The organism is Eubacterium limosum (genome assembly GCF_000807675.2).
Classification (GTDB): Bacteria; Bacillota; Clostridia; order Eubacteriales; family Eubacteriaceae; genus Eubacterium; species Eubacterium limosum.
The window spans coordinates 3,357,783-3,381,718 of record NZ_CP019962.1; the positions used below are offsets into that span (position 1 = coordinate 3,357,783).

Annotated in this window: 24 protein-coding genes; all 24 read left to right on the forward strand. The window is 39.0% G+C overall.

What is annotated here, in order from left to right:
- Nucleotides 1-42 precede the first annotated feature (42 nt).
- The 24 genes from B2M23_RS15700 to B2M23_RS15815 all read left to right on the forward strand — a co-directional run bounded on the left by B2M23_RS15700 (nt 43) and on the right by B2M23_RS15815 (nt 23,885).
- Nucleotides 43-735: a sugar transferase gene (locus tag B2M23_RS15700; protein ID WP_038353853.1), complete on the forward strand. Its 693-nt coding sequence runs from the start codon at nt 43-45 to the stop codon at nt 733-735.
- 20 nt (nt 736-755) lie between these two features.
- Nucleotides 756-1,754 carry an NAD-dependent epimerase/dehydratase family protein gene (locus tag B2M23_RS15705; protein WP_038353852.1) on the forward strand — a complete coding sequence of 333 codons (999 nt, stop codon included), beginning with the start codon at nt 756-758 and terminating at the stop codon, nt 1,752-1,754.
- A 4-nt stretch (nt 1,755-1,758) separates the two neighbouring features.
- The gene (locus B2M23_RS15710) at nt 1,759-2,829 is read left to right on the forward strand and encodes an aspartate aminotransferase family protein (protein WP_038353851.1); all 1,071 of its coding nucleotides are present in this window, start codon (nt 1,759-1,761) and stop codon (nt 2,827-2,829) included.
- Between the two features lies 1 nt (nt 2,830).
- Nucleotides 2,831-3,880: a lipid II:glycine glycyltransferase FemX gene (locus tag B2M23_RS15715; RefSeq protein ID WP_038353850.1), complete on the forward strand. Its 1,050-nt coding sequence runs from the start codon at nt 2,831-2,833 to the stop codon at nt 3,878-3,880.
- A gap of 5 nt (nt 3,881-3,885) precedes the next feature.
- On the forward strand, nt 3,886-5,112 hold the full coding sequence (locus B2M23_RS15720; RefSeq protein ID WP_038353849.1) for a glycosyltransferase family 4 protein: 1,227 nt from the start codon (nt 3,886-3,888) through the stop codon (nt 5,110-5,112).
- Nucleotides 5,105-6,127 carry a nucleoside-diphosphate sugar epimerase/dehydratase gene (locus tag B2M23_RS15725; RefSeq protein ID WP_038353848.1) on the forward strand — a complete coding sequence of 341 codons (1,023 nt, stop codon included), beginning with the start codon at nt 5,105-5,107 and terminating at the stop codon, nt 6,125-6,127. Before B2M23_RS15720 ends, B2M23_RS15725 begins: the two co-directional genes overlap by 8 nt.
- Before the next feature lie 4 nt (nt 6,128-6,131).
- Complete coding sequence (locus tag B2M23_RS15730; protein ID WP_038353847.1) at nt 6,132-7,385, forward strand: capsular polysaccharide biosynthesis protein CapF; 1,254 nt, start codon at nt 6,132-6,134, stop codon at nt 7,383-7,385.
- A gap of 31 nt (nt 7,386-7,416) precedes the next feature.
- On the forward strand, nt 7,417-8,544 hold the full coding sequence (wecB, locus tag B2M23_RS15735; RefSeq protein ID WP_038353846.1) for a non-hydrolyzing UDP-N-acetylglucosamine 2-epimerase: 1,128 nt from the start codon (nt 7,417-7,419) through the stop codon (nt 8,542-8,544).
- Entirely contained in the window at nt 8,541-9,242 is a 702-nt protein-coding gene (locus B2M23_RS15740; protein WP_038353845.1) for a glycosyltransferase, read from the forward strand. The genes wecB and B2M23_RS15740 overlap by 4 nt, the downstream gene beginning before the upstream one ends.
- A 20-nt stretch (nt 9,243-9,262) precedes the next feature.
- The gene (locus B2M23_RS21830; RefSeq protein ID WP_038353844.1) at nt 9,263-10,372 is read left to right on the forward strand and encodes an EpsG family protein; all 1,110 of its coding nucleotides are present in this window, start codon (nt 9,263-9,265) and stop codon (nt 10,370-10,372) included.
- A gap of 41 nt (nt 10,373-10,413) precedes the next feature.
- Nucleotides 10,414-11,418, forward strand: coding sequence for a glycosyltransferase family 2 protein (locus B2M23_RS15750; RefSeq protein WP_052237451.1), 1,005 nt, complete (start codon nt 10,414-10,416; stop codon nt 11,416-11,418).
- 53 nt (nt 11,419-11,471) lie between these two features.
- Nucleotides 11,472-12,302, forward strand: a complete 831-nt coding sequence (locus B2M23_RS15755; protein ID WP_052237450.1) for a glycosyltransferase family 2 protein — start codon at nt 11,472-11,474, stop codon at nt 12,300-12,302.
- Nucleotides 12,299-13,732, forward strand: coding sequence for a sugar phosphate nucleotidyltransferase (locus tag B2M23_RS15760; RefSeq protein ID WP_038353843.1), 1,434 nt, complete (start codon nt 12,299-12,301; stop codon nt 13,730-13,732). Before B2M23_RS15755 ends, B2M23_RS15760 begins: the two co-directional genes overlap by 4 nt.
- Before the next feature lie 3 nt (nt 13,733-13,735).
- A complete protein-coding gene (gene gmd, locus B2M23_RS15765) occupies nt 13,736-14,788 on the forward strand; it encodes a GDP-mannose 4,6-dehydratase (protein WP_038353842.1) in 1,053 nt (350 codons plus the stop codon).
- 2 nt (nt 14,789-14,790) lie between these two features.
- Entirely contained in the window at nt 14,791-15,963 is a 1,173-nt protein-coding gene (locus B2M23_RS15770; protein ID WP_038353841.1) for a DegT/DnrJ/EryC1/StrS family aminotransferase, read from the forward strand.
- Complete coding sequence (locus B2M23_RS15775; protein ID WP_038353840.1) at nt 15,956-16,882, forward strand: GDP-L-fucose synthase family protein; 927 nt, start codon at nt 15,956-15,958, stop codon at nt 16,880-16,882. The genes B2M23_RS15770 and B2M23_RS15775 overlap by 8 nt, the downstream gene beginning before the upstream one ends.
- The gene (locus B2M23_RS15780; protein WP_038353839.1) at nt 16,875-17,819 is read left to right on the forward strand and encodes a GDP-L-fucose synthase family protein; all 945 of its coding nucleotides are present in this window, start codon (nt 16,875-16,877) and stop codon (nt 17,817-17,819) included. Before B2M23_RS15775 ends, B2M23_RS15780 begins: the two co-directional genes overlap by 8 nt.
- Entirely contained in the window at nt 17,812-18,654 is an 843-nt protein-coding gene (locus tag B2M23_RS15785; protein ID WP_038353838.1) for a transketolase, read from the forward strand. Before B2M23_RS15780 ends, B2M23_RS15785 begins: the two co-directional genes overlap by 8 nt.
- A 1-nt stretch (nt 18,655) precedes the next feature.
- The gene (locus B2M23_RS15790; RefSeq protein ID WP_038353837.1) at nt 18,656-19,579 is read left to right on the forward strand and encodes a transketolase family protein; all 924 of its coding nucleotides are present in this window, start codon (nt 18,656-18,658) and stop codon (nt 19,577-19,579) included.
- A 24-nt stretch (nt 19,580-19,603) separates the two neighbouring features.
- The gene (gene wzx, locus B2M23_RS15795) at nt 19,604-21,016 is read left to right on the forward strand and encodes an O-unit flippase-like protein (protein ID WP_038353836.1); all 1,413 of its coding nucleotides are present in this window, start codon (nt 19,604-19,606) and stop codon (nt 21,014-21,016) included.
- 209 nt (nt 21,017-21,225) lie between these two features.
- Nucleotides 21,226-22,161 (forward strand): hypothetical protein, encoded by a 936-nt coding sequence (locus B2M23_RS15800; protein WP_038353835.1) that lies wholly within the window; start codon nt 21,226-21,228, stop codon nt 22,159-22,161.
- Nucleotides 22,162-22,280: 119 nt separating this feature from the next.
- A complete protein-coding gene (locus B2M23_RS15805) occupies nt 22,281-22,772 on the forward strand; it encodes a hypothetical protein (RefSeq protein ID WP_038353834.1) in 492 nt (163 codons plus the stop codon).
- 22 nt (nt 22,773-22,794) lie between these two features.
- Complete coding sequence (locus B2M23_RS15810) at nt 22,795-23,481, forward strand: BRO-N domain-containing protein (RefSeq protein ID WP_038353833.1); 687 nt, start codon at nt 22,795-22,797, stop codon at nt 23,479-23,481.
- Nucleotides 23,478-23,885 carry a hypothetical protein gene (locus B2M23_RS15815; protein WP_038353832.1) on the forward strand — a complete coding sequence of 136 codons (408 nt, stop codon included), beginning with the start codon at nt 23,478-23,480 and terminating at the stop codon, nt 23,883-23,885. Before B2M23_RS15810 ends, B2M23_RS15815 begins: the two co-directional genes overlap by 4 nt.
- Nucleotides 23,886-23,936 lie beyond the last annotated feature (51 nt).

The window sequence follows — 23,936 nt, forward strand, 5'->3', positions numbered from 1 at the left end:
GGAACGACGCCGCGTCGTTCCGATGAAATACAGAGGTTCAAAATGATCTATCAGAAATACGTCAAACGCATACTCGACATCACCCTGTCCGGTGCAGCTATCATCGTGCTGTCGCCCGTGATGGGTGTTACCGCCATTTTGGTTAAAAAGAAACTGGGGAGCCCGGTCATTTTCAAACAGAAGCGGCCCGGCAAGGATGAAAAAATCTTTACGATGTATAAATTCAGAACGATGCTAGATGCAAAAGATAGCAAGGGAAATAATTTGACAGATGAAGAGCGTTTAAAAAGGATCGCACTCCAAAAGAAAGAAGAAAAAAATATTTCAAAAGATGAAAATCGTATAACACCATTTGGAAAGAAAATGCGAGCAATGAGTTTAGATGAATTGCCAGAGCTGTTTAATATCTTTAAAGGAGATATGAGTTTTGTTGGGCCGCGGCCTTTAGTCACAATTTATTTGCCTTATTATAATGAATATGAAAAGAAAAGGCATAACGTACGGCCTGGGTTAACAGGTTTAGCGCAAGTTAACGGAAGAAATGGATTATCATGGAAAGAAAAATTTTATTATGACACACAGTATGTGGAAAATGTAACCTTTATAAAAGATTTAAAAATACTTTTAAAAACGGTTCGTGTTGTCCTTTCCCACAATGATATCGGGCAAGGAGGAGAAAAACCGGAAGCATTTCATATCGTTAGACAAAGAGAACTTAATGATAAATTACAGTAATCGAGAAAAGAGGAATTTTTATGAAAAAAATAGTTATTTTTGGTGCTTCAGGCAATGTAGGATCTTATTTTACCAAATATGCAGCTGAATTTTTTAAGGATTCAGATTTTGAAATTATTGCTTCTGGGAGAAGAAAGACAAATGTTTTTAAGCAGTTTGGTGTGAAATATATTGATGTGGATGTTACAAAATCAAGTGATTTTGATAAACTTCCAAAGGATGATGTTTATGCAGTTATTATGCTGGCAGCCGTGATTCCTTCATATATGAATAATTATAATGCTAAAGCTTATTTAGATACAAATATTATGGGCACGTACAATGTTTTAGAATATTGTCGTAAAAACAATGTGGATAGAATTTTATTTAGTACGACTGTTTTTGATATTTCATTATACGCTGAAGAAGGCATGATATTAAAACCGGATATGCCCAAAAATTTTAGCTACAAAGGAGATCATGCGGTTTATGTTATTTCGAAAAATACAGCCATTGAGTTAATTGAACATTATCATCAGGAGTACGGTATTAAAAAGTTTATTTTTAGATTTCCGACAATTTATGGATACAGCCCTTATCAGTACTATTTCCCAAATGGTGTAAAAACAATGCGTCCCCTATATAAAACCATAAATAACGCAATGGAAGGTAAACCAATAGAAATATGGGGAGATCCAAATTATGCAAAAGATATGGTTCATGTTTATGATTGCGCGCAGATGATGTGTAAAGCGATAAACGTCGATCGGGATGAAGGATTCTATAATGTAGGGACAGGCATTCCAGTTACATTACAGGAGCAATGTGAAACGATCATTGACGTGTTCTCTCCTAAAGATAAACCATCTGAAATTATTTATCATCCCGAAGTATCCAATGGCGGTGGCTTTTTGATGGATATCGAGAACGCAAAAGAGGAGTTAGGTTACGCGCCCGAGTATGACTGTAAAAAACTGTTTGAAGATTACAAAAAAGAAATGAAACTTAATCGCTTTATGGAACTAAGAAAACAAGATTAAAAATATGAAAAAGGAAATCGGCAGTGAATTTTGGACCGTCGAACAGACAGCAGAGAAACAGCATTTATTCAATGCTTTTAAAAGAAATCAACGCTTCTTTTTATCCGGTCGAACAGCTTTGGATTTTCTAATAAAAAATATAAAAGCAAAGAAGCCCATAAGAAAAGCATACCTTCCGTCCTATTGCTGTCACAGCATGATCCAGCCTTTTTTAGATAATGATATCGAAGTAATCTTCTATAATGTTCTCATCGCAGAAAATCGATTAACGATAAAAGTTGATTCCAATATAGAATGTGATCTTTTTTATAGCATTCAATACTTTGGATTCGTTGATGAACAATTGGATGATTTTATAAAAAAAATAAAACAACAGGGAAAACTAATCGTTGAAGATGCCACGCACTCCTTATTCACAGCTAAAGCATTTCATACAGAAGCCGATTATGTTTTTGCAAGCCTGCGCAAATGGACAGGGCTGCCCGGCGGTGCATTGGTATGGTCAAAGGAAACTCTTGGTAATCCAGCATCAAAGATAGATCCCAGCAAAGCATACATTGAAAAGCGGGAAGCCGCCTATCAATTAAAACGTCGATACATTGAGGGCGAACCCATCGAAAAAAACACCTTTTTAACTTTATTCGATGAAGCCGAGCAAATCTTAGGCAAGGATTATCGCAGCTACGGCTGTGGTCAGGAAATAAAAGAACAAATTGAGCATTTAGATATTGCAAAAATTAAAAAGAAACGACAAGAAAATGCAGCTTTTCTCTGTGGAAAATTGAGATTTTGTGAAAGTATTGAGTTGCTTTACAAAGAAATAAAACAGGATGATTGCCCTTTGTTCATTCCGATTATCGTAAAAAAACATCAGAGAGATCCATTAAGAGCATTTTTAATCCAGCAGAATATTTATTGTCCGATCCACTGGCCAATTTCACCAATGCACAAGCTAAATGTGGGAACAGAAGCACTTTATAAAAATACACTCAGCTTAGTGTGCGACCAACGATATGACATAGAAGATATGGCATTGATTGTCAATGCGATCATACAATTTTTTGAAAGGAAATAAAATGAGTCAATTAGAAATCATCACAAGCGATCAAGCAGAAGAATGGAATAAAATTGTCAAATCATTTAAAAATCATGACGTTTATTATCTCATTGATTATGTAAAAGCCTTTCAAATCCACGGAGATGGAGAACCGGTTCTTATCTTTTATCATGATCATGACTTTAAAGCAATGAATGTGACCATGAAACGAGATATTGGCCGCTCGCCTAATTTAGTCAACAAAATTCCCATTGACACATATTATGATTTCACAACCCCTTATGGTTATGGTGGCTTTCTAGTTGAAGGGACACAGACAAAAGAAAACATAGAAACACTAAATCGTATCTACTGTGAATATTGTATTGAACATAATATCGTTTGTGAGTTTGTCCGCTTTCATCCTGTTTTGGAAAATGCCAGATCGCTGACCGATTTTTATGAAGTGACAGAATTGGGAGAAACCATTCTGATGGATCTAAATAATCAGGAAGTAATCTGGAGAAACATCACCAGCAAAAACAGGAACATGATCCGCAAAGCCCAAAAATCCGGTGTCAAGATTTACTGGGGACGTAATCCGGAACTGTTTGAAATTTTTACAGATATTTATAATAAAACAATGGATAAAGACAAGGCAGATTCCTACTACTATTTTAAACCAAGTTTTTATAAAAGTGTCCTTGACGATTTAAAAGATAACAGTCTGATTTTCTACGCACAATTGGAAAATGAGATCATTGCAATGTCAATTATTCTGTTCTGCAACCAACAGATGCACTATCATTTGTCCGCCTCGAGACAAGCTTATTTAAGGTATGCGCCGACCAACCTTCTTCTTTATGAAGTGGCCTGTTGGGGGGCAGAAAATGGGTTTAAAACTTTACATTTAGGCGGGGGGCTAGGGTCTTGCGAGGACAATTTGTATAAATTTAAGAGTGCTTTTAACCGAAATTCAGATGTGAGGTTTTCGATTGGCAAAAGAGTCTTTTTAGAAAAAGAATACCAAGCGTTTAATGAAAAAATAGATATTGGTGAAAGTTCTTTTTTCCCTTTGTATAGGAGTTGATCAGTGTGAATATTCTTTTTTTATCACTTTCAGACTTTGATTCATTAAAAAAATCAGGTATATACACCGATATATTACGTTCTTTTTCCAATAAAGGTCGTTGTGTATACGCTGTTTCACCGGCAGAAAAAAGAAATAAGGTTGAAACACAGACAATTATAAATGATAACGCTCAAATACTAAAAGTTAAAATCGGCAACATCACCAAATGCGGCTTAATCGAAAAAGGCATCTCAACCCTCAGGATAGAAGCCCAGTATATCAAAGCCATCAAAAAATATTATGCCGATGTTCACTTTGACTTGATCCTCTACTCCACGCCACCGATCACCTTTGGAAAAGTTATTGAGCACATTAAAAAAAGAGACCACGCCAAATCCTATCTTTTGCTGAAAGACATCTTTCCGCAAAACGCAGTAGATCTGGGCATGTTTTCCTCAAAAGGGTTACTCCACACCTTTTTCAAACGCAAGGAGAAAAAGCTCTATGACCAGTCTGACTTTATCGGTTGCATGTCTCAAGCCAACGTGAATTATCTCTTAAAACACAACTCATGGATCGACCCGAAAAAAGTAGAGATCTGCCCCAACAGCATTGAACCGATAACCATTGAAAAAGATGAGACAATAATCCGGAAGGTCCGCGAAAAATACAGCATTCCCATGGATAAAACCATTTTTATCTACGGCGGCAATCTTGGCAAGCCCCAGGGTATGGAGCATATCATCGCCTGCCTGAAAGCCTGCGCTGACCATCCGAGGGCTTACTTTGTCATTGCCGGCTCAGGAACCGAATATACAAAACTAAAAGGATTTTTGGATCAAACACCTTTATCCAACGTCCAGCTTTTATACCAATTGCCAAAAGAAGACTACGAGCTGCTCGCCAACACCTGTGACGTAGGCTTGATTTTTCTAGACCATCGCTTCACCATCCCCAACTTCCCGTCACGTCTCCTGTCTTACATGCAGGCATCTATGCCTGTATTAGCCTGTACCGATGTCCACACCGATATCGGGCTGATCATTGAACAAGGACAGTTTGGTTACTGGTGTGAAAGCCGGGAAGCAGAAAGTTTTAAAGAAAAAATTGATCAGCTGTGTGCAGAAGAAGAAAAACTTTCCGAGATGGGCGAAAATGCAAGGGCTTATCTGGAAACCCACTATACCGTTGATCAAACCTATGAAATTATTATGAAACATTTTGAACAGGAAGGACCAGAAAATGTTTGAAGGAGAAACCCTACTCATCACCGGTGGCACAGGCAGCTTTGGCCACGCCGTGCTCAACCGCTTTTTAAAAACCAACATCAAAGAAATCCGCATTTTCTCAAGGGATGAGAAAAAACAGGATGACATGCGCCATCAGTACAATGATGACAAAATCAAATATTACATCGGGGATGTGCGGAACCTTCAAAGCCTCAAAGACGCCGTACATGGCGTGGATTACGTCTTCCACGCCGCCGCCTTAAAGCAGGTGCCCTCCTGCGAGTTCTTTCCCATCGAGGCCGTCAGGACCAACGTCATCGGCACTGACAACGTGCTGACCGCTGCCATCGAAGAGGGCGTCAAAAAAGTCATCTGTCTGTCCACTGACAAGGCCGCCTATCCCATCAACGCCATGGGCACCTCCAAAGCCATGATGGAAAAAGTTTTTGTGGCAAAATCAAGAACCGTTGACCCGGAGAAGACCCTGATCTGCGGCACCCGCTACGGGAACGTCATGTGCTCCCGGGGCTCCGTGATCCCCCTGTTCATCGAACAGATCAAAAACGGCCAGGCCCTGACCATCACCGAACCCAAAATGACCCGTTTCATCATGAGCCTGGAAGAAGCCGTGGAGCTCGTCCTCTTCGCCTTCGAGCACGCTGAGAACGGGGACATCATGGTCCAGAAAGCCCCGGCCTGCACCATCGAAGTGCTGGCACAGGCCGTCAGAGAACTCTTCCACGCCGACAACGAAATCAAGATTATCGGTATCCGCCACGGTGAAAAAATGTACGAGACCCTTCTAACCAACGAAGAGTGCGCCCACGCCATCGACATGGGCGACTTCTTCCGCGTCCCAGCCGATAAACGGGATTTAAACTACGATAAATATTTCAAAGAAGGCGACCAGAAACGCACCGAGCTCACCGAGTTCAACTCCGACAACACCGAGCTGTTAAATGTAGAACAGGTCAAAGAAAAGCTTTTGAGTTTAGAATACATCCGCAATGAACTCGCCGAATGGGAAGCGAGGTAAAAACATGAAAATACTCATCACCGGCGCCAGAGGATTCATTGGAAAAAACCTCATCGTCGAGCTTAACAATATCAAAGAAAAGAAAACAAACCGATATCCCGGCATCGATCCTGACACCCTGGAAATCCTGCCCTTTGATGTGGACACCGACCCCAGTCTCTTAGAGACCTATACCCAGGAATGTGACTTCGTGTTCCATCTGGCCGGCGTCAACCGTCCCAAAGACCCAGCAGAATACAAAGCCGGCAACTTCGGCTTTACCAGCACATTATTAGATTTATTAAAAAAGGCCAACAACAAAGCCCCCGTCATGCTCGCCTCCTCCATCCAGGCCGCCCTTGACAACCCCTACGGCACGAGCAAAAAAGCTGGGGAAGACCGGCTCTTTGACTACGGTAGAGAAAACAACGTCAAAGTCCTCGTCTACCGGTTTCCCAACGTGTTCGGCAAATGGTGCCGCCCCAACTACAACAGTGCTGTGGCCACCTTCTGCCACCACATCGCAAGCGGTCAGCCCATCCAGGTCAACGATCCCGAGGTGATGCTGTATCTCGTCTACATCGACGACGTGGTCGAAGAGTTGATCGGCGCCCTGTGCGGCAGAGAACACCGGGAAGAAAAAGAACAAGTCAAAGCCTTCAAAGACGATGTCATCAACGTCGTGAAAATCAACAGAGAACGCGTCGCGACCGGAAAGCAGTTCTGCACCGTGCCCGTATCCTACAAAGTCAAGCTGGGAGACGTCGCTCAGTTAATTAAGTCCTTTAAAGAAGGACGGGAAAAGCTCCAGGTCCCCGACCTGTCCGACACCTTCACCAAGAAGCTCTACGCCACCTACCTGAGCTACCTGCCAACGGATCAGTTCAGCTATCCCTTAAAAATGAACGTGGACAGCCGCGGCTCCTTCACCGAGTTCATAAGAACCCCCGACCGGGGCCAGGTGTCCATCAACATCTCAAAGCCCGGCATCACCAAAGGCCAGCATTGGCACCACACCAAAAACGAAAAGTTTCTGGTGGTCAAAGGAAAAGGGCAAATCCAGTTCCGAAAAGTCATAAACGATCAAGAAGATAGCGAAAAAGAGGAAGAAGCCGTCATCAGCTACCAAGTCACTGGCGACAAGCTCGAAGTCATCGACATTCCCACAGGCTATACCCATAACATCATCAACGAAGGCGATGAGGACATGGTCACCGTCATGTGGGCCAGCGAAGCCTTCGACCCCGAAAAGCCCGATACCTACTTTTTAGAAGTGTAAAAATAAAAGAAAAAAGAAAGCAAGAGAAAAGATGGAAAAACTCAAACTCATGACCATTCTAGGCACACGGCCCGAGATCATAAGACTCTCCGCCACCATCAAAAAATGCGATCAGTACTTTAACCATATTCTCGTCCACACCGGACAAAACTGGGACTACACCCTAAACCAGGTCTTCTTTGAAAACCTGGGCCTGAGAGCCCCCGACCACTACCTGGACAGCGTGGGCAAAGACCTGGGCGAGACCATGGGAGGCATCATCGCCAAATCCTATGAGATCTTAAACAAAGAAAAACCCGACGCCCTGTTAGTCCTCGGTGACACCAACTCCGCCCTGTCCGCCATCAGCGCCAAGCGCCTCAAGATCCCCATCTTCCACATGGAAGCCGGCAACCGGTGCTGGGACTGGAACGTGCCCGAAATGGTCAACCGCACCATCGTGGACCACATCGCCGACATCAACCTGCCCTACACCGAGCACTCCAGACGCTACCTCTTAAACGAAGGCATGGACGGAAAGACCATCTTCGTGACCGGCAGCCCCATGCGCGAAGTGCTCAGAGACCATGAGCAGGAGATCGAGAATTCTAAAGTTCTTGAGACGCTGAATCTTAAGCCAAAAGCATACTTTCTGCTCTCCGCCCATCGGGAAGAGAACATCGACAATGAGGATAACTTTATGTCCCTGATGGAAGCTGTCAACAACATCGCCGAAAAGTATCAGATGCCTGTCATCTACTCCACCCACCCGCGGAGCAAGAAGATCATCGAGAAGCGGGGATTCAAGTTTCATCCTTTAGTCACAAACATGAAGCCCTTTGGCTTCTTTGACTACAACAAGCTTCAGAAGAACGCTTATTGCGTGCTTTCCGACTCCGGGACCCTGTCCGAGGAGAGCGCCATGCTGGATTTTCCAGGTGTGCTCATCCGAACATCCACCGAGCGCCCAGAAGTCTTAGACAAAGGCACCATGGTTATCGGTGGGATCACCGGAAGAGAAGTGGAGCAGGCCGTGGAGCTGGCGGTACAGATGGATGAAAATAAGGAAGAGACTGTGATGGCTGAGGATTACGCGGACACCAACGTGAGTGTGAAGGTGGTAAAGGTGATTCAGAGTTATGCGGGGATTGTGAAGAAGACGGTGTGGGGAAGAGAATGAGTATATCAATTGCAATGGCCACATATAATGGTGAGAAGTACATAAAAGATCAATTGGATTCAATTTTAGTACAGTTAGGAAAAGATGATGAAATAATAATTTCGGATGATAAGTCTACAGACCAAACGACAGAAATTATAAAAAAATATATAAAAGAAGATTCTCGTATAAAGCTTTTAGAGGGGCCACAAAAGGGTTTTGTTAAAAATTTTGAAAATGCACTTTTAAATTGTAGCAATGAGATTATTTTCTTGTGTGATCAAGACGATATATGGTTGGAGAATAAAAAAGAAAAAGTTTTAGAAACCTTTGAAAAAGAAGAAGTTAATTTAGTGATGCATGGATACAATATTTTGAAAAACAATAAAATTGAGAAAGTATTTCAGAAAACTCATAGAGGAGTTTTTTTAAATATGATAGACAGTTCATATGTGGGGTGTTTAATGGCTTTTAAAACAGAATTTATAAAAAAATATCTTCCCTTTCCATCAGGGCTTATGGCACATGACCAATGGATAGGCCTATGTGCAGAAAGAGAAAAAGGCATTTTATTCATAGAAGACGTACTTATACATCATAGGATTCATAACAGTAATCAGACAAAAAAGTTAAGTCTTATCAACAAAATTCTTTTTAGAGTAAAAATGATAAAAATTTATATTGAGTATTTCATAAAAAATAACTCTGTTACTAAGTAGAAAAGATTAAAGGTATTAATGTGATATATTTATACAGTTTTTCAATTATTATATTAAATTTATTTGCTATTGTATTAAAAAAAAATAGTAAACTTATTATATTAATTACAATATTAGCTTCGTGCATTTTTTTTGCTGGTAATTACAATAATCCGGATTACTTTACTTATTCTGAACAATATAGTTTAGTGTCCACTTCGCCTAAAAATATTATTTTTTATCGAAATAAACAATATGGATTTTATTTCTTAATGAAAATATTTGTTCAATTAGGTCTCGAATATAATCAATTTTTATTTTTTATAGCTTTAGCATGTATGCTTCTGATTAATAGTACTGTGCAGAAATATGTAAAAAACCCCCATATTTATTACATTTTGTTTTTTATTTTTCCATTTCTTTTGTGTATTGTTCAAATAAGAAACTTTATAATTATGGCAATTTTAGTTTATGCACTAAGATATTTAATAGATAGCTCTAAAAGTAATAACATAAAATATATTATTTGCATTTTAGTAGCATCATCTTTTCATACTGTAGCACTTGTTTATTTGATTTTGCTTTTTAATAACAAAATTGATTATAAAAAAAATTCTAAATATTTTGTAATAGGTATTGTAATATTATCAATAATAATTGTTGTTACAAAAAATACCTCACTAAATTTCATTACAAATTCAATCAGTTCAATTCTTGGTACAGATGATGGAAGTCGTACATTGAGTAGTAGAACGACATATGAATTTTTGGGGCCACTTTTTTTTCAAAGCATTACAACATTGCTGTTTATTTGGGCTAAAAAAATAAATGATTCAAATTTAGATTTAAAGGACAAGAATATATTCACAAAGATTTACTGGTGTAACATTATATCTTTTTCGTTCTTACCTTGTTTTATGATATCAACTATTTTTGCGAGGATTATAATTAACATGCTGCCGATATATTATATAAGTTTAATAAATACTGTTTTTTTAACTAAAAGAAATTCATTGGAAAGAATACTTTTTGTATTGTGTACTTTTGTATTAGTTTTTCTATTTTTTTACTGGTTTATTTATCGTAATTATAGTGATAGCATTTTTTATTCTGTTTTTAAATACAATGCTGGAATAAATATTCTTTTATAATAATATTGCTTTTTTTAGTTGTAGATAATATGAGGTGAGAGATGTGCAAAAAAGTTTCTGTGATCATCCCAATATTTAATGCAGAAAAATATTTGGAAGAGTGCCTGAATAGTATAATTACTCAGACATACAATAGTTTAGATATTATTTTAGTGAATGATGGCTCTAGTGATAAAAGTTTGGAAATATGTAATAAATATGAATTAGAAGACAAGCGTGTTAGGGTGTTTACACAAAATAATCAAGGAGTGAGTGTTGCTAGAAATTTAGGTTTAGATCATATAAAGGGTGAATACGTGACTTTCTCCGATAGTGATGATATATGGGAGAAAAGCGGCGTTGAAAAATTAGTGCTCTCTATAGAAAAAAACAATACGGATTTAGCAGTTGGAGCCTATAATTTATATGATCACATAAAAAAAAGTAAAACAAAAGTATCCTATTTAGATAAAGAAGTTTATTCAATTAAAGACTATTTATATTTTTTAAATAGGGGAAAGACATCTCCCTTTTTTGGATCACAATGTAATAAGTTATATAAAAAAGAAATAGTCAATACGGTAAGGTACAAAGAAGGAGTTTCCTATGCTGAAGATTACTTATTTAATCTTGGGATTCTAAAGAAGGTTCACACGATTTCTAATGTGGAAGAAGCAATATATAACTATCGACAATCCAGAGAAAATGCACTAAGTGGAAGTCAATCCTGTGATATTTTAGAACATTGGGAAGCGAACAAAATAGTTTATAAAGAAACAAAAAAATTGTTTCAACTGCATGATGGTCTCAAAATATTTGATGATTTTGGATTTTTAGTGGCAATGATACACGAGACGTTAGCAACTGGATTTATCTGCAATAAAAAAACTAATTTTAAATATAAAAAAGAAGTTATAAATAAAATTTTGGAAGATGAAATTTTAAAAAAATATTGCTGTTTAACAAAATTCACACAAAAAAATTGGTTAATACGTTATTGTTATAAGTATAAGAAACCACTTATATTAGCTCTTTTTTATGATGTTGGAATAAAAATCAAATATTAAGGTTCAATTCAGTAGTTTAAAATACTCAGAAACTTTATAAGGAATGTTTATTTATGAAAAAAATATCGATAATTTTAATTTCATATAATCGGGGTTATGAAATTGAAAAAACAATAAAAAGTATTGTTAATCAAAAGTACAAAAATTTAGAGCTTATTATCATTGATGGTGGTTCCAGTGATAATACACAGGAAATAGTAGGAAAATATGAAGATTATATCACTCAATTCATCTCTGAACCAGATGATGGAATTTATAATGCGCTTAATAAAGGTTTGAAAAAAATTTCGGGTGATATTATTTTGTTTTTTACAACCGGAACGCTATTATTACCGAATGTTTTAAAGATGGTAGATGATTGTTTTGACGAAACATGCGATGTTCTATACGGTAATTGTGTTTTAAATGACTGTTTTTCTAATAAGTATTTTTTATCTCGCCCATTACCATTATCTCAATTAAAAAGCTGTGGAAGTGTTTTTAATACAGAAAGTACTTTTTACTCAAAACGAATTGTTGAAAATGGTTTTCTCTTTGATGAATCTTATAAAATTGCGAGTGATTTTGACTTGAATTTGAGATTGTACCTTTCTAAGTATAAATTTAAATACATTGACAAAGAAATAGCTATATTTCAATTAGGGGGAATTTCTTCAACTGAAGGTCCAGAACTGTTTAAAGAATTTTATAAAATTTTAAAAAAAAATAATTGCGAAACAAAACATATTAAACGAGTATACCTAAAAGCAGTAATTGCAAAAAGATTAAAAAGAATAAAACTTTTTGATTTAACTATTAAACTATACCTCATTATAAAACCCCAAAAAAATGAAGACAATAAGGTGGAATACGATATATCGAAATTAGAAAAGGAATGGCTATGAAAATAATCCTATTATCCGGCGGCTCCGGTACACGCCTCTGGCCATTGTCCAACGAAGCCCGCTCCAAACAGTTCTTAAAAATACTCAAAAACGAAAAAGGCGACCATCAGTCCATGGTACAGCGTGTATACGGTCAGCTTAGGAAAGCCGGTCATGAAGACATTCTCGTTGCCACCAACGTCAATCAGGCCGACTCCATCCGCACCCAGATAGGGCAGGATATCAGCATTGTGATTGAACCCGAACGCCGCAACACCTGGCCTGCCATCGCTCTTGCAGCAGCACATCTTTATTTTAAAGAAGGTTGTGTTCATGACGACGTTGCAGTTGTCTTACCCATTGATCCTTATGCGGAGGATCGTTACTTTGAACTACTTAACCATTTGGAAGCGGTCATTGACAATGGTTTTGCCGATATTGCCCTGATGGGCGTTAAGCCTACCTTCCCAACGGCAAAATACGGCTATATCATTCCCGATCCCGATCATGAAATTCAGATGGCGGTACAGAACGAAACCGGCAGCGCCCGTGCCGTTCAGTATTTTAAAGAAAAACCATCGGTAGAAGAAGCGACCGATCTGATCAACCATAAAGGTGCTCTTTGGAACTGCGGCGTTTTCGCTTTTAAGGTAGGCTACCTGATGGATAGACTGGCTGAAAACATTGATTTCTCAAGTTATGAGGATGTCTTAAACAGCTACGGCCAGCTGAAAAAAATCAGCTTTGATTATGAGGTCGTTGAAAAAGCAGAGAGGGTAGCCGTTGTCAAGTATGACGGCATCTGGAAAGATCTTGGCACCTGGAACACCCTTTGTGACCATGTGACCGAGACCACAACCGGCAATGTCGTTTTATCCGATACGAGTAAAAATACGCATGTCATCAATGAGCTCGATATTCCCACTGTGGTCATCGGTATCGAAGAGGCCGTTGTTGTGGCCACACACGATGGTATTCTTGTTTCAGATAAAAAGGAAAGCAGCTATATTAAAGAATATTTGGGTGATAAAGCGCTGAGACCCATGGTCGAAAAAAGACCTTGGGGGAAATATTACGTCCTGGAACATAGTGAGCATGAAGACGGCTCTTGCTGTATCACCAAAAAATTAACGGTAAAGGCCGGTAAGAATATCAGTTATCAGTATCATCAAAAAAGAAGCGAAGTATGGACCATTGTTGAAGGAACAGGAATTTTTGTCCTTAATGATACGCTGCAGGTTGCCAAACCAGGATCCGTTTTTAAGATTGATGTTGGAGATAAACATGCGATGCGCGCTGTCGAAGATTTAACAATGATCGAGGTACAAATCGGGACAGAATTAATCGAAGAAGATATTGTCCGGATTGAAAAGAACTGGGATAAAATTTTGTTGATGTGTAACGCTTTAAGTAAAAGTGACAAAGATCAGACAATGAATACTGGAGAATAGAGGATGAAAAAAGCACTTATAACAGGCATTAATGGACAGGACGGCTCCTATCTGGCAGAATTTTTGTTGGAAAAAGGCTATGAGGTATATGGAACACTGAGACGAAGCTCGGTCAATACAACCGAGAGAATCCGACATTTATTAGATGAAAGCAATTTAGAAAAACACCAGAACCCTAAAAAGATTCATCTCGTCTATGGTGATTTAACGGACTCGCTCAATGTGACCAGAATTATCAAAGAAATTGAACCTGATGAAATTTATAATTTAGCCGCTCAATCGCATGTGGCCGTTTCCTTTGATGAGCCAGAATATACGGCCAATGCGGACGGGGTTGGTACGCTGCGGATTTTAGAAGCCGTTCGAATTTTGGGGCTGGAAAAGAAAACACGCATCTATCAAGCATCGACATCTGAGCTTTATGGGAAAGTTGAAGAAATTCCCCAGACGGAGAATACCCCCTTTCACCCACGCTCACCTTATGCGGTCGCAAAGATGTACGCATTCTGGATTACAAAGCATTACCGCGAAGCGTATCATCTTTTTGCTTCAAACGGTATTTTGTTCAACCACGAATCCGAGCGTCGGGGAGAAACCTTTGTGACACGTAAAATTACCCTTGCGGCAGCCAGAATCGCACAGGGTTTACAGGATAAGCTGTACTTAGGCAATTTATCATCAAAACGCGACTGGGGTTACGCTAAAGATTATGTGGAGTGTATGTGGAAAATTTTACAATATGATAAATCGGAAGACTTTGTCATCGCCACCGGAGAAACGCATACAGTAAGAGAATTCTGTACATTAGCGTTTAAAGGTGTGGGAATTGATATTGAATGGAACGGTGAGGGGATTGAAGAAAAAGGAATCGATACTAAAACGGGAAAGACAGTTGTAGAAGTAAGTAAAGCATTTTTTAGACCTGCGGAGGTTGATCTTTTATTGGGAAATCCGAGAAAAGCTAAAGAAAAATTAGGGTGGAATCCCAGACAAACAAGCTTTGAGGAATTAATCGGTTTAATGGTTAAACATGATTTGGAATATGTTAAGAGGTAATTATGGAAATAAATTATTCATTGTCAAACGATACTTGGAATAACGAAGAACTTTCTGTTGCCAAAAAGGTATTGGATTCTAAATATTTTAGTATGGGCAATAATGTTCAAAATTTTGAAAAAGCCTTTGCAGAGAAATTTGGCTCAAAATATGCGGTCATGTCAAATTCTGGCTCATCAGCCAATTTGCTGGCCATAGCAGCGCTCGTTTATTCAGGGAGATTAAACAAAGGGGATGAGGTGATTGTACCGGCTGTTTCGTGGAGCACGACCTATTTTCCAATATCGCAGTTAGGCCTTAAACTAAATTTTGTCGATATTGACCGGCAGACTTTAAATATTGATCTGAATCAGGTAGAAAGAGCCATTACTTCTGAAACAAAAGCGATTTTTGCTGTAAATTTATTGGGGAATCCAAATGAATTTGAGTGTTTAAAAGATATTTGCCATAGCAACAATTTAATTTTAATTGAAGATAACTGCGAGGCAATGGGTGCGGAATATGAAGGAAAAAAAACAGGAACACTTGGCTTGTTAGGCACATTTTCAACCTATTTTTCTCATCATATTTGTACTATGGAGGGCGGCGTTACGGTTACAGACGACGAGGAATTATATCATTATATGCTGTCAATTCGTTCCCATGGATGGACAAGGCATTTACCACAAAACAGTAGAATTTATTCTAAAGAGAGCAACGATTTTTATGAAAGCTTTAATTTTATTGTACCCGGATACAATGTAAGGCCTTTAGAAATTGAAGCGGCGGTAGGTATTGAACAACTAAAAAAATTAGATCAATTTATTGAACAGCGAAGACAAAATGCTGGATTGTTTTTAAATGAAAGCAGAAAATATCCGATGCTACAGCCACAAAAGGAAGTTGAGAAATCATCATGGTTTGGTTTTGCTGTTGTTCTGTGTGATGAGATGCAAGGCAAACGAAATCTATTGATTGAACAATTCAGGCAAAATGGAATAGAGGTTCGCCCCGTTGTGGCTGGAAATTTTACGCGACAGAGAGCATTGAAATATCTGGATTATAAAATCACTGGAGATTTAAAAAATGCAGAGTATATTCACGAAAATGGTTTTTTTGTCGGCAATCATTCAACTCCGATGGACAAGGAATTCAGGCTTTTCTGGAAAGTGATAAAAGAGGTCATTCATGGATAAAAAAGCTAAAATCTATGTAGCAGGACATCAGGGGATGGTTGGTTCTGCTATTGTAAGGTGCTTGGAAGAACAGGGGTATTTGAATCTAGTTTTAAAAACACATTCTGAGCTTGATTTAACGAACCAAGACAATGTTAATGCGTTTTTTGAAAATGAAAGCCCGGAATATGTTTTTTTAACTGCCGCAAAAGTAGGAGGCATAAAAGCAAACGCTGATTTAATAGCGGATTTTTTAATGGTAAACCTGCAAATACAAAACAATGTTTTATCAGCGGCGCATAAATATAAAGTAAAGAAGCTTTTGTTTACAGCAAGTGCCTGTATATACCCTAAAAATTGTGAACAGCCGATCAAAGAAGAAGCCCTGCTAACAGGAAAACTAGAACCTACAAATGAAGGATACGCTTTGGCTAAAATTGCAGGATTAAAAGCGTGCTATTATTATAATAAGCAATATGGAACAAATTTTATAACAGCAATGCCCGCAAACGCTTATGGCATCAATGATCACTTTGACACAGAAAATGCACATGTCATTCCTTCATTAATCAAACGCTTCCACCAAGCAAAAATAGATCATATATCAGAAGTCGAAATGTGGGGAACCGGAAAGCCGCTCAGAGAGTTCTTATATGTTGATGATCTCGCTGACGCATGTGTTTTTTTAATGGAGCATTATGACAAGGATGAATTTATAAATATTGGTACTGGTGAAGAGATATCCATGCATGAATTAGCAATGTTGATCAAAAAAGTTGTTGGATATGACGGCAATATTGTTTTTGACACAAGCAAGCCTGATGGCATGATGCGAAGAATCGTCGATAGTTCAAAAATTACGGCGCTTGGATGGAAAAGAAAAACGGATTTGCAGACTGGAATACAAAGCGTCTACGATTGGTATTTAAAAAATGAATAAAAACGCTAAAATATATATCGCAGGACATCGGGGATGTGCTGGAAGTGCTTTGATTAGAGATTTAAAAAAGAACGGATATCAAAATCTTATTTTAAAAACACATAAAGAATTGGATCTTACAAACCAAAATCAAGTAAATCTTTTTTTTGAAACAGAAAAGCCAGAATTTGTTTTTTTCTGTGCTGCGCGAATTGGAGGGATAAGCGACAAAATTAAATATCCGTGTGAATTTATCATGGATAACTTAAAAATGGAAACAAATGTTATTAATGCAGCCCATGAGTACAAAGTAAAAAAATTATTATTTATGGGTAGTTCATTTGTTTATCCCAATGATTTAGAAAATGCAATTAGCGAGGATAAACTTTTAGCTGGTACTCCGGGTGCTGTCGATGAACCATATATTATTGCTAAAATATGTGGTGTTAAATTATGTGAATATTATAGAAAACAATACGGAGATTTTTTCTTTTCGGTTATGCCTTGTGTATTTTATGGTGAAAATGATAATTTTAATTCAGAAAAAGCAACCTTAATTCCTTCAATGATGCGCCGTATGTATAATGCTTTTATAAATAAAGAATCAGAATTTTTAATTTGGGGTACGGGAAGACCGGTAAGAGAATTCTTATATGTTGATGATATTGCAGATGCCTGTATCTTTTTAATGAAACAGGATTTTGATTATTCTTTTATTAATTTAGGTAATGGTGGTAAAGAAGTTTCGGTATACGAAACAGCTGAATTATTGAAAGAAATTATAGGATATCAAGGCACATTAAAATTTGATACACAAAAACCAGATGGTATGTATCGTAAAACATTAGATTCGTCTTTGCTTTTCAGTCTTGGATGGAGACCACAGATTTCTTTAAGAGAAGGTTTGACCAAAACATATCTATATTTTTTAGAAAATGAGGCGGTAAAAAATGAATAAAGAAATGACCATATTATCAAAAAATGAATTAGAAGATAAAGCAAAACAATTGCGATTGATGACTTTAAAATTGTGCTGCAATGTCGGCTCCGGCCATATTACATCAGGATTTTCGTGTACTGAATTGATGGTGGCTTTGTTTTATACAGATATTATCCAGTATAAACCAAATAATCCCGAATGGGAAGAACGAGACCGTTTTATTTTAAGCAAAGGACATTCCAGTACAATTTTGTATCCTGTGTTGGCAGACTTGGGTTATTTTGCTAAAGAAGAACTGGATAAGTGTATGCAACCTCAGGCAATGCTAGGTCTTTTGCTCAAGCAGGCAGTTCCCGGTGCAGAAATTTCTTCAGGTTCTCTGGGTGTAGGGTTTGGCGTAGCAGCCGGAATCGCGCTTGGAAATCGTCTTAATCGAAATAAAGGATTGGTGTTTACAATGCTTGGCGATGGAGAGTGCCACGAGGGCGGCATTTGGGAAACAGCCATGTTTGCAGCGCATTATGGTTTAAATAATCTAATTGCAATTGTTGATCGTAATTATATGTGTTGTACAGATTTTACGGAATCACTGTTATCCTTAGGCGATTTTGAAGAAAAATGGAAAGCCTTTGGGTGGGAAACCCAAGTGATTAATGGCCATAATTTTGATGAAATTATTGAATCTTTTGAAGGCGTACATAGTCGGCGGTCGAAAAAGCCACTGGTAATTATTGCTGAAACAGTAAAAGGTAAAGGGGTTGACTTTATCGAAAATGTTCCATTAATGCATGGGACAGCCTTATTTGGAGCGGATATTGATAAAGCAAGGAAACAAATTTTGGAGAAAAAATAAAATGAATGCAAATTTAAGAGATACATTCTGGGATGTGATTTATGAGCGGGCACGAAACGATAGTGATATTGTCATTGTTTCAGCTGACTTGGGGGCTGCTTCTCTAGATAAATTCCGTAGAGATATGCCTGCCCAGTTTATTTCGGTAGGAATTGCTGAACAAAATGCGATAACCGTGGCTGCTGGTTTAGCGCTATCTGGTAAAAAAGTGTTTGTATATGCCTGTGTCCCATTCATAGTCTTACGATGTTATGAACAAATACGTCTTTTAATTAGTGGTATGAAATTGCCAATAACCATTGTTGGACAGGGAATGGGCTACAGCTTTGCAGAATACGGACCGACCCATCATATTGTTGAGGATGTTGGAGCGATGCGAATGTTACCAAATATGAATATTTTCTCTTTATCCGATAACTGCTTGACCCAAAAAGTTGCCGAATACACACTCGCATCGGATGAAGGTGCATATGTGCGTGTGGATAAAGCCACACCAGAAAACATTTATAAAAATACTGAATTAATTGATTTAGATAAAGGCTTTTATCGTTTTGGAAACATTGAAAAGACGCTTTTAATCGCAATTGGAAGCACTGTGAAAACGGCTCTGGAAGTACAACAGATTTTAAAAGAAAAAAGTGTCAGCATAATAGATATGTTTCGAATTATGCCCGATAAACAAGCGCTTATTAAAGAACTTCAAAATTACGATAAAATTATAACACTCGAGGAGCATTCATACCCTTGTGGTATGGGATCAATGATATGTGAAATCATTATGGATAATGGAATTAATACAAAAGTAAAAAGAATAGCTCTTGACCATAGTCAAGGCTATTGTTATGAATACGGTGGTCGTGAGCATATGCATTGTTTAAAAGGGATTGATGCTGCATCGGTTGCGGAAAAGATAGAAAAATTTTAAATACAAAAAAATGGATGGTTCTTAATGGCAATACAAATAGGAAAAAAGGATGTAATTTGGAGTTATTTGGGATATTTCTTTAATCTAGGAACGAATGTCCTCTTAATGCCGTTCATACTACGATTAGTTCAGGGAAATGAACTGGGGCTTTGGTATACATTTTTAAGTGTGGGAGCATTGGTCAATTTGCTTGACTTTGGATTTAGTCCTACATTAATACGGAATATCACTTATGCTTGGAGCGGAGTTTCAGAAATAAAGAAAGAAGGTTCTTCAGCAATTTCTAATACAGAGCCAAATTATGTTCTTTTTTTCCAAGTATTATCAGCATGTAAATATGTAAGCTTGATTATTGCAGGGTTAGCTTTGGTTATTATGCTAACAATTGGCAGCGCTTATATTATGTTCATTTCTGCCAATATGTCATTTGCTGTATATGCACCTGCGTGGGTTATCTATAGCTTTGCCGTATTCTTAAATATTTTTTACAATTATTGGACAACTTCGCTAAAGGGAATTGGTGACATTAAGCAGGCACAAATTTCAGTAATTTGTTCTAAGCTGGTTCAAATTTTGGTGTCATTGATAGGATTGTTTTTAGGAGGAGGCATTATTGCTCTTTCTTTAGCATATATGTTAAGTGGTTTTGTGTTACGTTTTTTATCAAAACAATTTTTATTTCGAAATAAGCAAGTTTCAGAAAATCGAAAAAAGATTTCAGGTTCAATAAAGATTGATGAGGTAAAAAGATTAATACAAAAAATTTGGTACAATGCTAAAAAAACAGGAATTGTTAATTTATGTGCTTTCGTTGTAACGCAGGGCAACACTTTAATATGTTCTGCTTTTATTGGATTGGAAGCTACAGCGTCTTATGGATTGTGTATGCAATTAGTAGCGGTCATACAAGGTGTTGCACAAATCTTCTTTGCCACCAATGAGCCTAAAATGATTAATACCAAAATTAGTGGAAATACTAAAAAAAGTTTACGAGAATTATCTTTAGCAGTGGTCATTTATTTATTGATTTTTGTAATAGGAATTATTGGGGTGACGTTTGTTGGAATTCCCTTTTTGAAATTAATACGTTCTAATACAGAATTACCATTTCAAATGTTTTTATTACTTAGCGCCCATTGGCTCCTTGAAGGACAGCATTCACTTTTCGTTTTGTATATAAGCTTTTCAAACAAGATTCCTTATGTAAAAGCATCAATAGTATCAGCGTTTTTTATACTAATCGGTCAGCTTCTAATTGCAACACAAACAAATTTTGGGATTTATGCTCTGATTATATTGCAGGCAACCGTTGAATTATGTTATAACAATTGGAAATGGCCGAGTGTTGTATTAAAGGAGTTAAAAATCAACTACTTCAAAATGATTAAAACAGGAAATTTTGAATTGATTAAATTAATAAAAGGATTCTTTAAATAATAAAAGCGAGTATATAATTATTGTAAATAATATTTCAACCATGGTTTCCGGGACACATACCAATCAACCGGCAAGCAAAGGCACCCGCCTTTCGCTTGCCGGTTTTTCTTTTTTGCAAAACGCCAGCCCAAAACCTGTAAAACACTGTCCGCCCACTGCCCGAAAAAATCAACAAAAAATAAAAATACAATCCCAAAGGAGAACCCACCATGTCCAAAACCATCCCACACCATCTCTGCAGTGAGCAGACCATCATCGAAAAAGGGGAGGCCTTATCGGCTGCGATCAAAAAATACCCCAATAAAGCGCTGCAGACAGTGCTCATTTTAATCAAGACCCTTTTCGGCTATGTCCCGGAGGTCATTCAGGTTTTTCTGAAGGATGATGTCGTGCTGCGGTGCCATAACGACATTGACCCGAAAAAGGATGTGCTTGAGGAAGGGGTGAAGTCCTCTGCAGAAAAATGCAAACGTCCCCAATCCCAGAGGAGAAAGCAGCGCAGATTAAAGCAAAAACGGAAAGGAAACAGCCGGTACACTGTCATCAACCGGCGTAAAAAGAAAAAACACAGTAAAAAAGGTACACGCAAGTGCGGCAGAAAATTAAATTTAAATGGTTTCGCGGTGCGCATTACAATCAACCGGTCCCAGGGAGTCATCATCTTCCTGGTGCCGGTTGTTTTTTGTCCGGACTGCCGCAATCGGAGGCGGCTTGAGTATTTCAGAAAATTACAGTACTGCCATCGGCTTCTGCTGCCCGAGATGGTCAAGCGGTCGCGGTATTTATCGGAGGTGTTTGAGGATGTGATTGTCCGGGAATTTAAGACACTGCTTGAAGATGTGGGCTACTGCTTTGAGATGGACCATGAGACCGCCATTGTGCGTGATTTTCAGCGCAAGGTCCGCATGGTTTATAACACTTTTCACGGGCCTGTGGTGTTGTGGGTGGACCCGGAGACGGTAACGCTTGAGCGGCACAGAGGGGAGCAGCCCAGCCGCAAGGACCACAGGAGGCTCAGGCTTAAGCGCATGGTGGCTTTTGTGCAGACAATGGTGGCATCGGATCGGGAGGAACAGCCCGTAAAAAACTGGTATAACCGGCTTCGTCTCTGCTGCTCCGACAGTAACGGCGATCTGATAGGTTAATGGATCGTCTGCGAACATCATTCGTCCAACGCGGAGTATAAAGATCAATCTCCTTAGCGGGTCTATAATGGGTTTAACGTCAGCGATGGCGAAAAACACATTTTATGAGGAGGTACACAATGAAAGAATTGGTACGAAAGAATCATTCCTGGGACGAGTGTGGATGTCCCGTGGCTTTTTGCGGCCAAAATTTGGGGATGGTGCAAAAGCGCTATTATTGTATGGACCACTACCGCATGGGCAAGGTGGATATGATCTGGCTGGGGACAGGGGACATGCTGTTCTCAAGCACAGATGTGGAGCGCATGCTTCACTTTAAGTATCCAGGACGCTACACCAGAATGCATTTTAAAAAGCTGAAGGTACGGCTTTTACCCATACCGCATCCGGGAAACCCGAAAAGGCTCCAGTACAAGAACTTTGTGGATATGGAGGGTGTCCGGAAGCTTCTGGATGTCATGCGCAAGAGCTGGAATGTGGATTTGGGGGATACCAGTGACCCCACCGGCTGGATTGAGATTCGTGATTGGCTGGTAGGTTTTGGGCCGGGTGAGGTGGATGCGGTGATGCAAAACCGCCAGTGGAATGAGCAGTATGAAGGTTGGGCGTAAATTGAAAGTGAGGAGCAATACCATGAACAAAAAAGAAATCATCCTGGAACAGAAAACCTTGTCGATGAACCATCTGGGCAGCATCCGCTGCGTCCTGCTGCAGGAGCATCGGCCGCTGAAGGAAACAGAGTGCATCAAAGCCCTGAAGTGGCTTAAAGGTCAACTGATAAGGGCCGTGGATAAAGAAGCCGGAGCGCTGATGGACATGATCATACTGATCAAAAAGCAGATGGCCTATAAAGAAGCTCCGCTGTTCTTTGACATTAAAACACACTGGTACGTGGCCATTGATGTGTGCAGACATTTAAAACTCAGCTTTCACCGTAAATTTTTGAGAAAATGGCTGAAGCCGGACATGCTGAAAAAGGCAATGGTTCTGTGCTCAGATGGCAGGCCGCACACGGCCCTGCTCATTAACACTGAAGGGGTGGACCGGCTCATCAACGCCTGCAGGCCGGGGGCTTTGACGCGGCGGAACACAGGATTTAAAAATGAGGAATACACCAGAGGAATACATTCTCTGACAGAGGATGAGCAGAGCGCTGATAATCGGGTGGTAAAAGTCCTGTCAAAAGCGCTTGAGCAAGAGACCGCAAAGAATGAGGCCCTTTCAGGAAAGCTTACGCTGCTTCAGGAGGAAAACATGCGCCTTAAGCGCAAAGCGGACTTGTTTGAGGATATCCGCAGCGTTGTGGAGCGTTCGGCTTGAGCTTTTTTAAAGAACTGCACTATCTGCTTGAATGGCTGGAAGAACACGAGCTTACTGTTGGCGCGCTGTCCATGTGGCTGGTGCTGATGGTGTTTAATAATGACTGTGCGCTGCCGACCGTATCGGGTGAATGGCTGTGGCGTGTGACGTTTTCGGTTGCAAACAGGCGGATCATGGATCTGCTGCATTGTTCAGAGCGTCAGCTGATCCGTTACCGCTGCGAGCTCATTGAATGCGGCAGGCTCCGTTATCAAAAGGGCACTGGCGGGAAAGCAGGCGTGTATACCCTGGTTCCGCTTCGTCCAAACGTGGTCGCGCGGAAGCTGCCGCACTGCCTGTCGGATAAGACGACTCTGGTCTATGATTACGAGGGCATGGAGGAACAAATGTTGATGCAAAAATAGAAAAAGTTATCCACAATTTTATTTTGAGGGACCGCCACGGGTGTCGGTTCA

Bases quoted from the DNA above. Each gene is read 5' to 3' on its own strand.
- B2M23_RS15700 (WP_038353853.1), top strand. From the start codon at position 43: ATGATCTATCAGAAATACGTCAAACGCATACTCGACATCACCCTGTCC.
- B2M23_RS15705 (WP_038353852.1), top strand. From the start codon at position 756: ATGAAAAAAATAGTTATTTTTGGTGCTTCAGGCAATGTAGGATCTTAT.
- B2M23_RS15710 (WP_038353851.1), top strand. From the start codon at position 1,759: ATGAAAAAGGAAATCGGCAGTGAATTTTGGACCGTCGAACAGACAGCA.
- B2M23_RS15715 (WP_038353850.1), top strand. From the start codon at position 2,831: ATGAGTCAATTAGAAATCATCACAAGCGATCAAGCAGAAGAATGGAAT.
- B2M23_RS15725 (WP_038353848.1), top strand. From the start codon at position 5,105: ATGTTTGAAGGAGAAACCCTACTCATCACCGGTGGCACAGGCAGCTTT.
- B2M23_RS15730 (WP_038353847.1), top strand. From the start codon at position 6,132: ATGAAAATACTCATCACCGGCGCCAGAGGATTCATTGGAAAAAACCTC.
- wecB (WP_038353846.1), top strand. From the start codon at position 7,417: ATGGAAAAACTCAAACTCATGACCATTCTAGGCACACGGCCCGAGATC.
- B2M23_RS15740 (WP_038353845.1), top strand. From the start codon at position 8,541: ATGAGTATATCAATTGCAATGGCCACATATAATGGTGAGAAGTACATA.
- B2M23_RS15750 (WP_052237451.1), top strand. From the start codon at position 10,414: ATGTGCAAAAAAGTTTCTGTGATCATCCCAATATTTAATGCAGAAAAA.
- B2M23_RS15755 (WP_052237450.1), top strand. From the start codon at position 11,472: ATGAAAAAAATATCGATAATTTTAATTTCATATAATCGGGGTTATGAA.
- B2M23_RS15760 (WP_038353843.1), top strand. From the start codon at position 12,299: ATGAAAATAATCCTATTATCCGGCGGCTCCGGTACACGCCTCTGGCCA.
- gmd (WP_038353842.1), top strand. From the start codon at position 13,736: ATGAAAAAAGCACTTATAACAGGCATTAATGGACAGGACGGCTCCTAT.
- B2M23_RS15770 (WP_038353841.1), top strand. From the start codon at position 14,791: ATGGAAATAAATTATTCATTGTCAAACGATACTTGGAATAACGAAGAA.
- B2M23_RS15775 (WP_038353840.1), top strand. From the start codon at position 15,956: ATGGATAAAAAAGCTAAAATCTATGTAGCAGGACATCAGGGGATGGTT.
- B2M23_RS15780 (WP_038353839.1), top strand. From the start codon at position 16,875: ATGAATAAAAACGCTAAAATATATATCGCAGGACATCGGGGATGTGCT.
- B2M23_RS15785 (WP_038353838.1), top strand. From the start codon at position 17,812: ATGAATAAAGAAATGACCATATTATCAAAAAATGAATTAGAAGATAAA.
- B2M23_RS15790 (WP_038353837.1), top strand. From the start codon at position 18,656: ATGAATGCAAATTTAAGAGATACATTCTGGGATGTGATTTATGAGCGG.
- wzx (WP_038353836.1), top strand. From the start codon at position 19,604: ATGGCAATACAAATAGGAAAAAAGGATGTAATTTGGAGTTATTTGGGA.
- B2M23_RS15800 (WP_038353835.1), top strand. From the start codon at position 21,226: ATGTCCAAAACCATCCCACACCATCTCTGCAGTGAGCAGACCATCATC.
- B2M23_RS15805 (WP_038353834.1), top strand. From the start codon at position 22,281: ATGAAAGAATTGGTACGAAAGAATCATTCCTGGGACGAGTGTGGATGT.
- B2M23_RS15810 (WP_038353833.1), top strand. From the start codon at position 22,795: ATGAACAAAAAAGAAATCATCCTGGAACAGAAAACCTTGTCGATGAAC.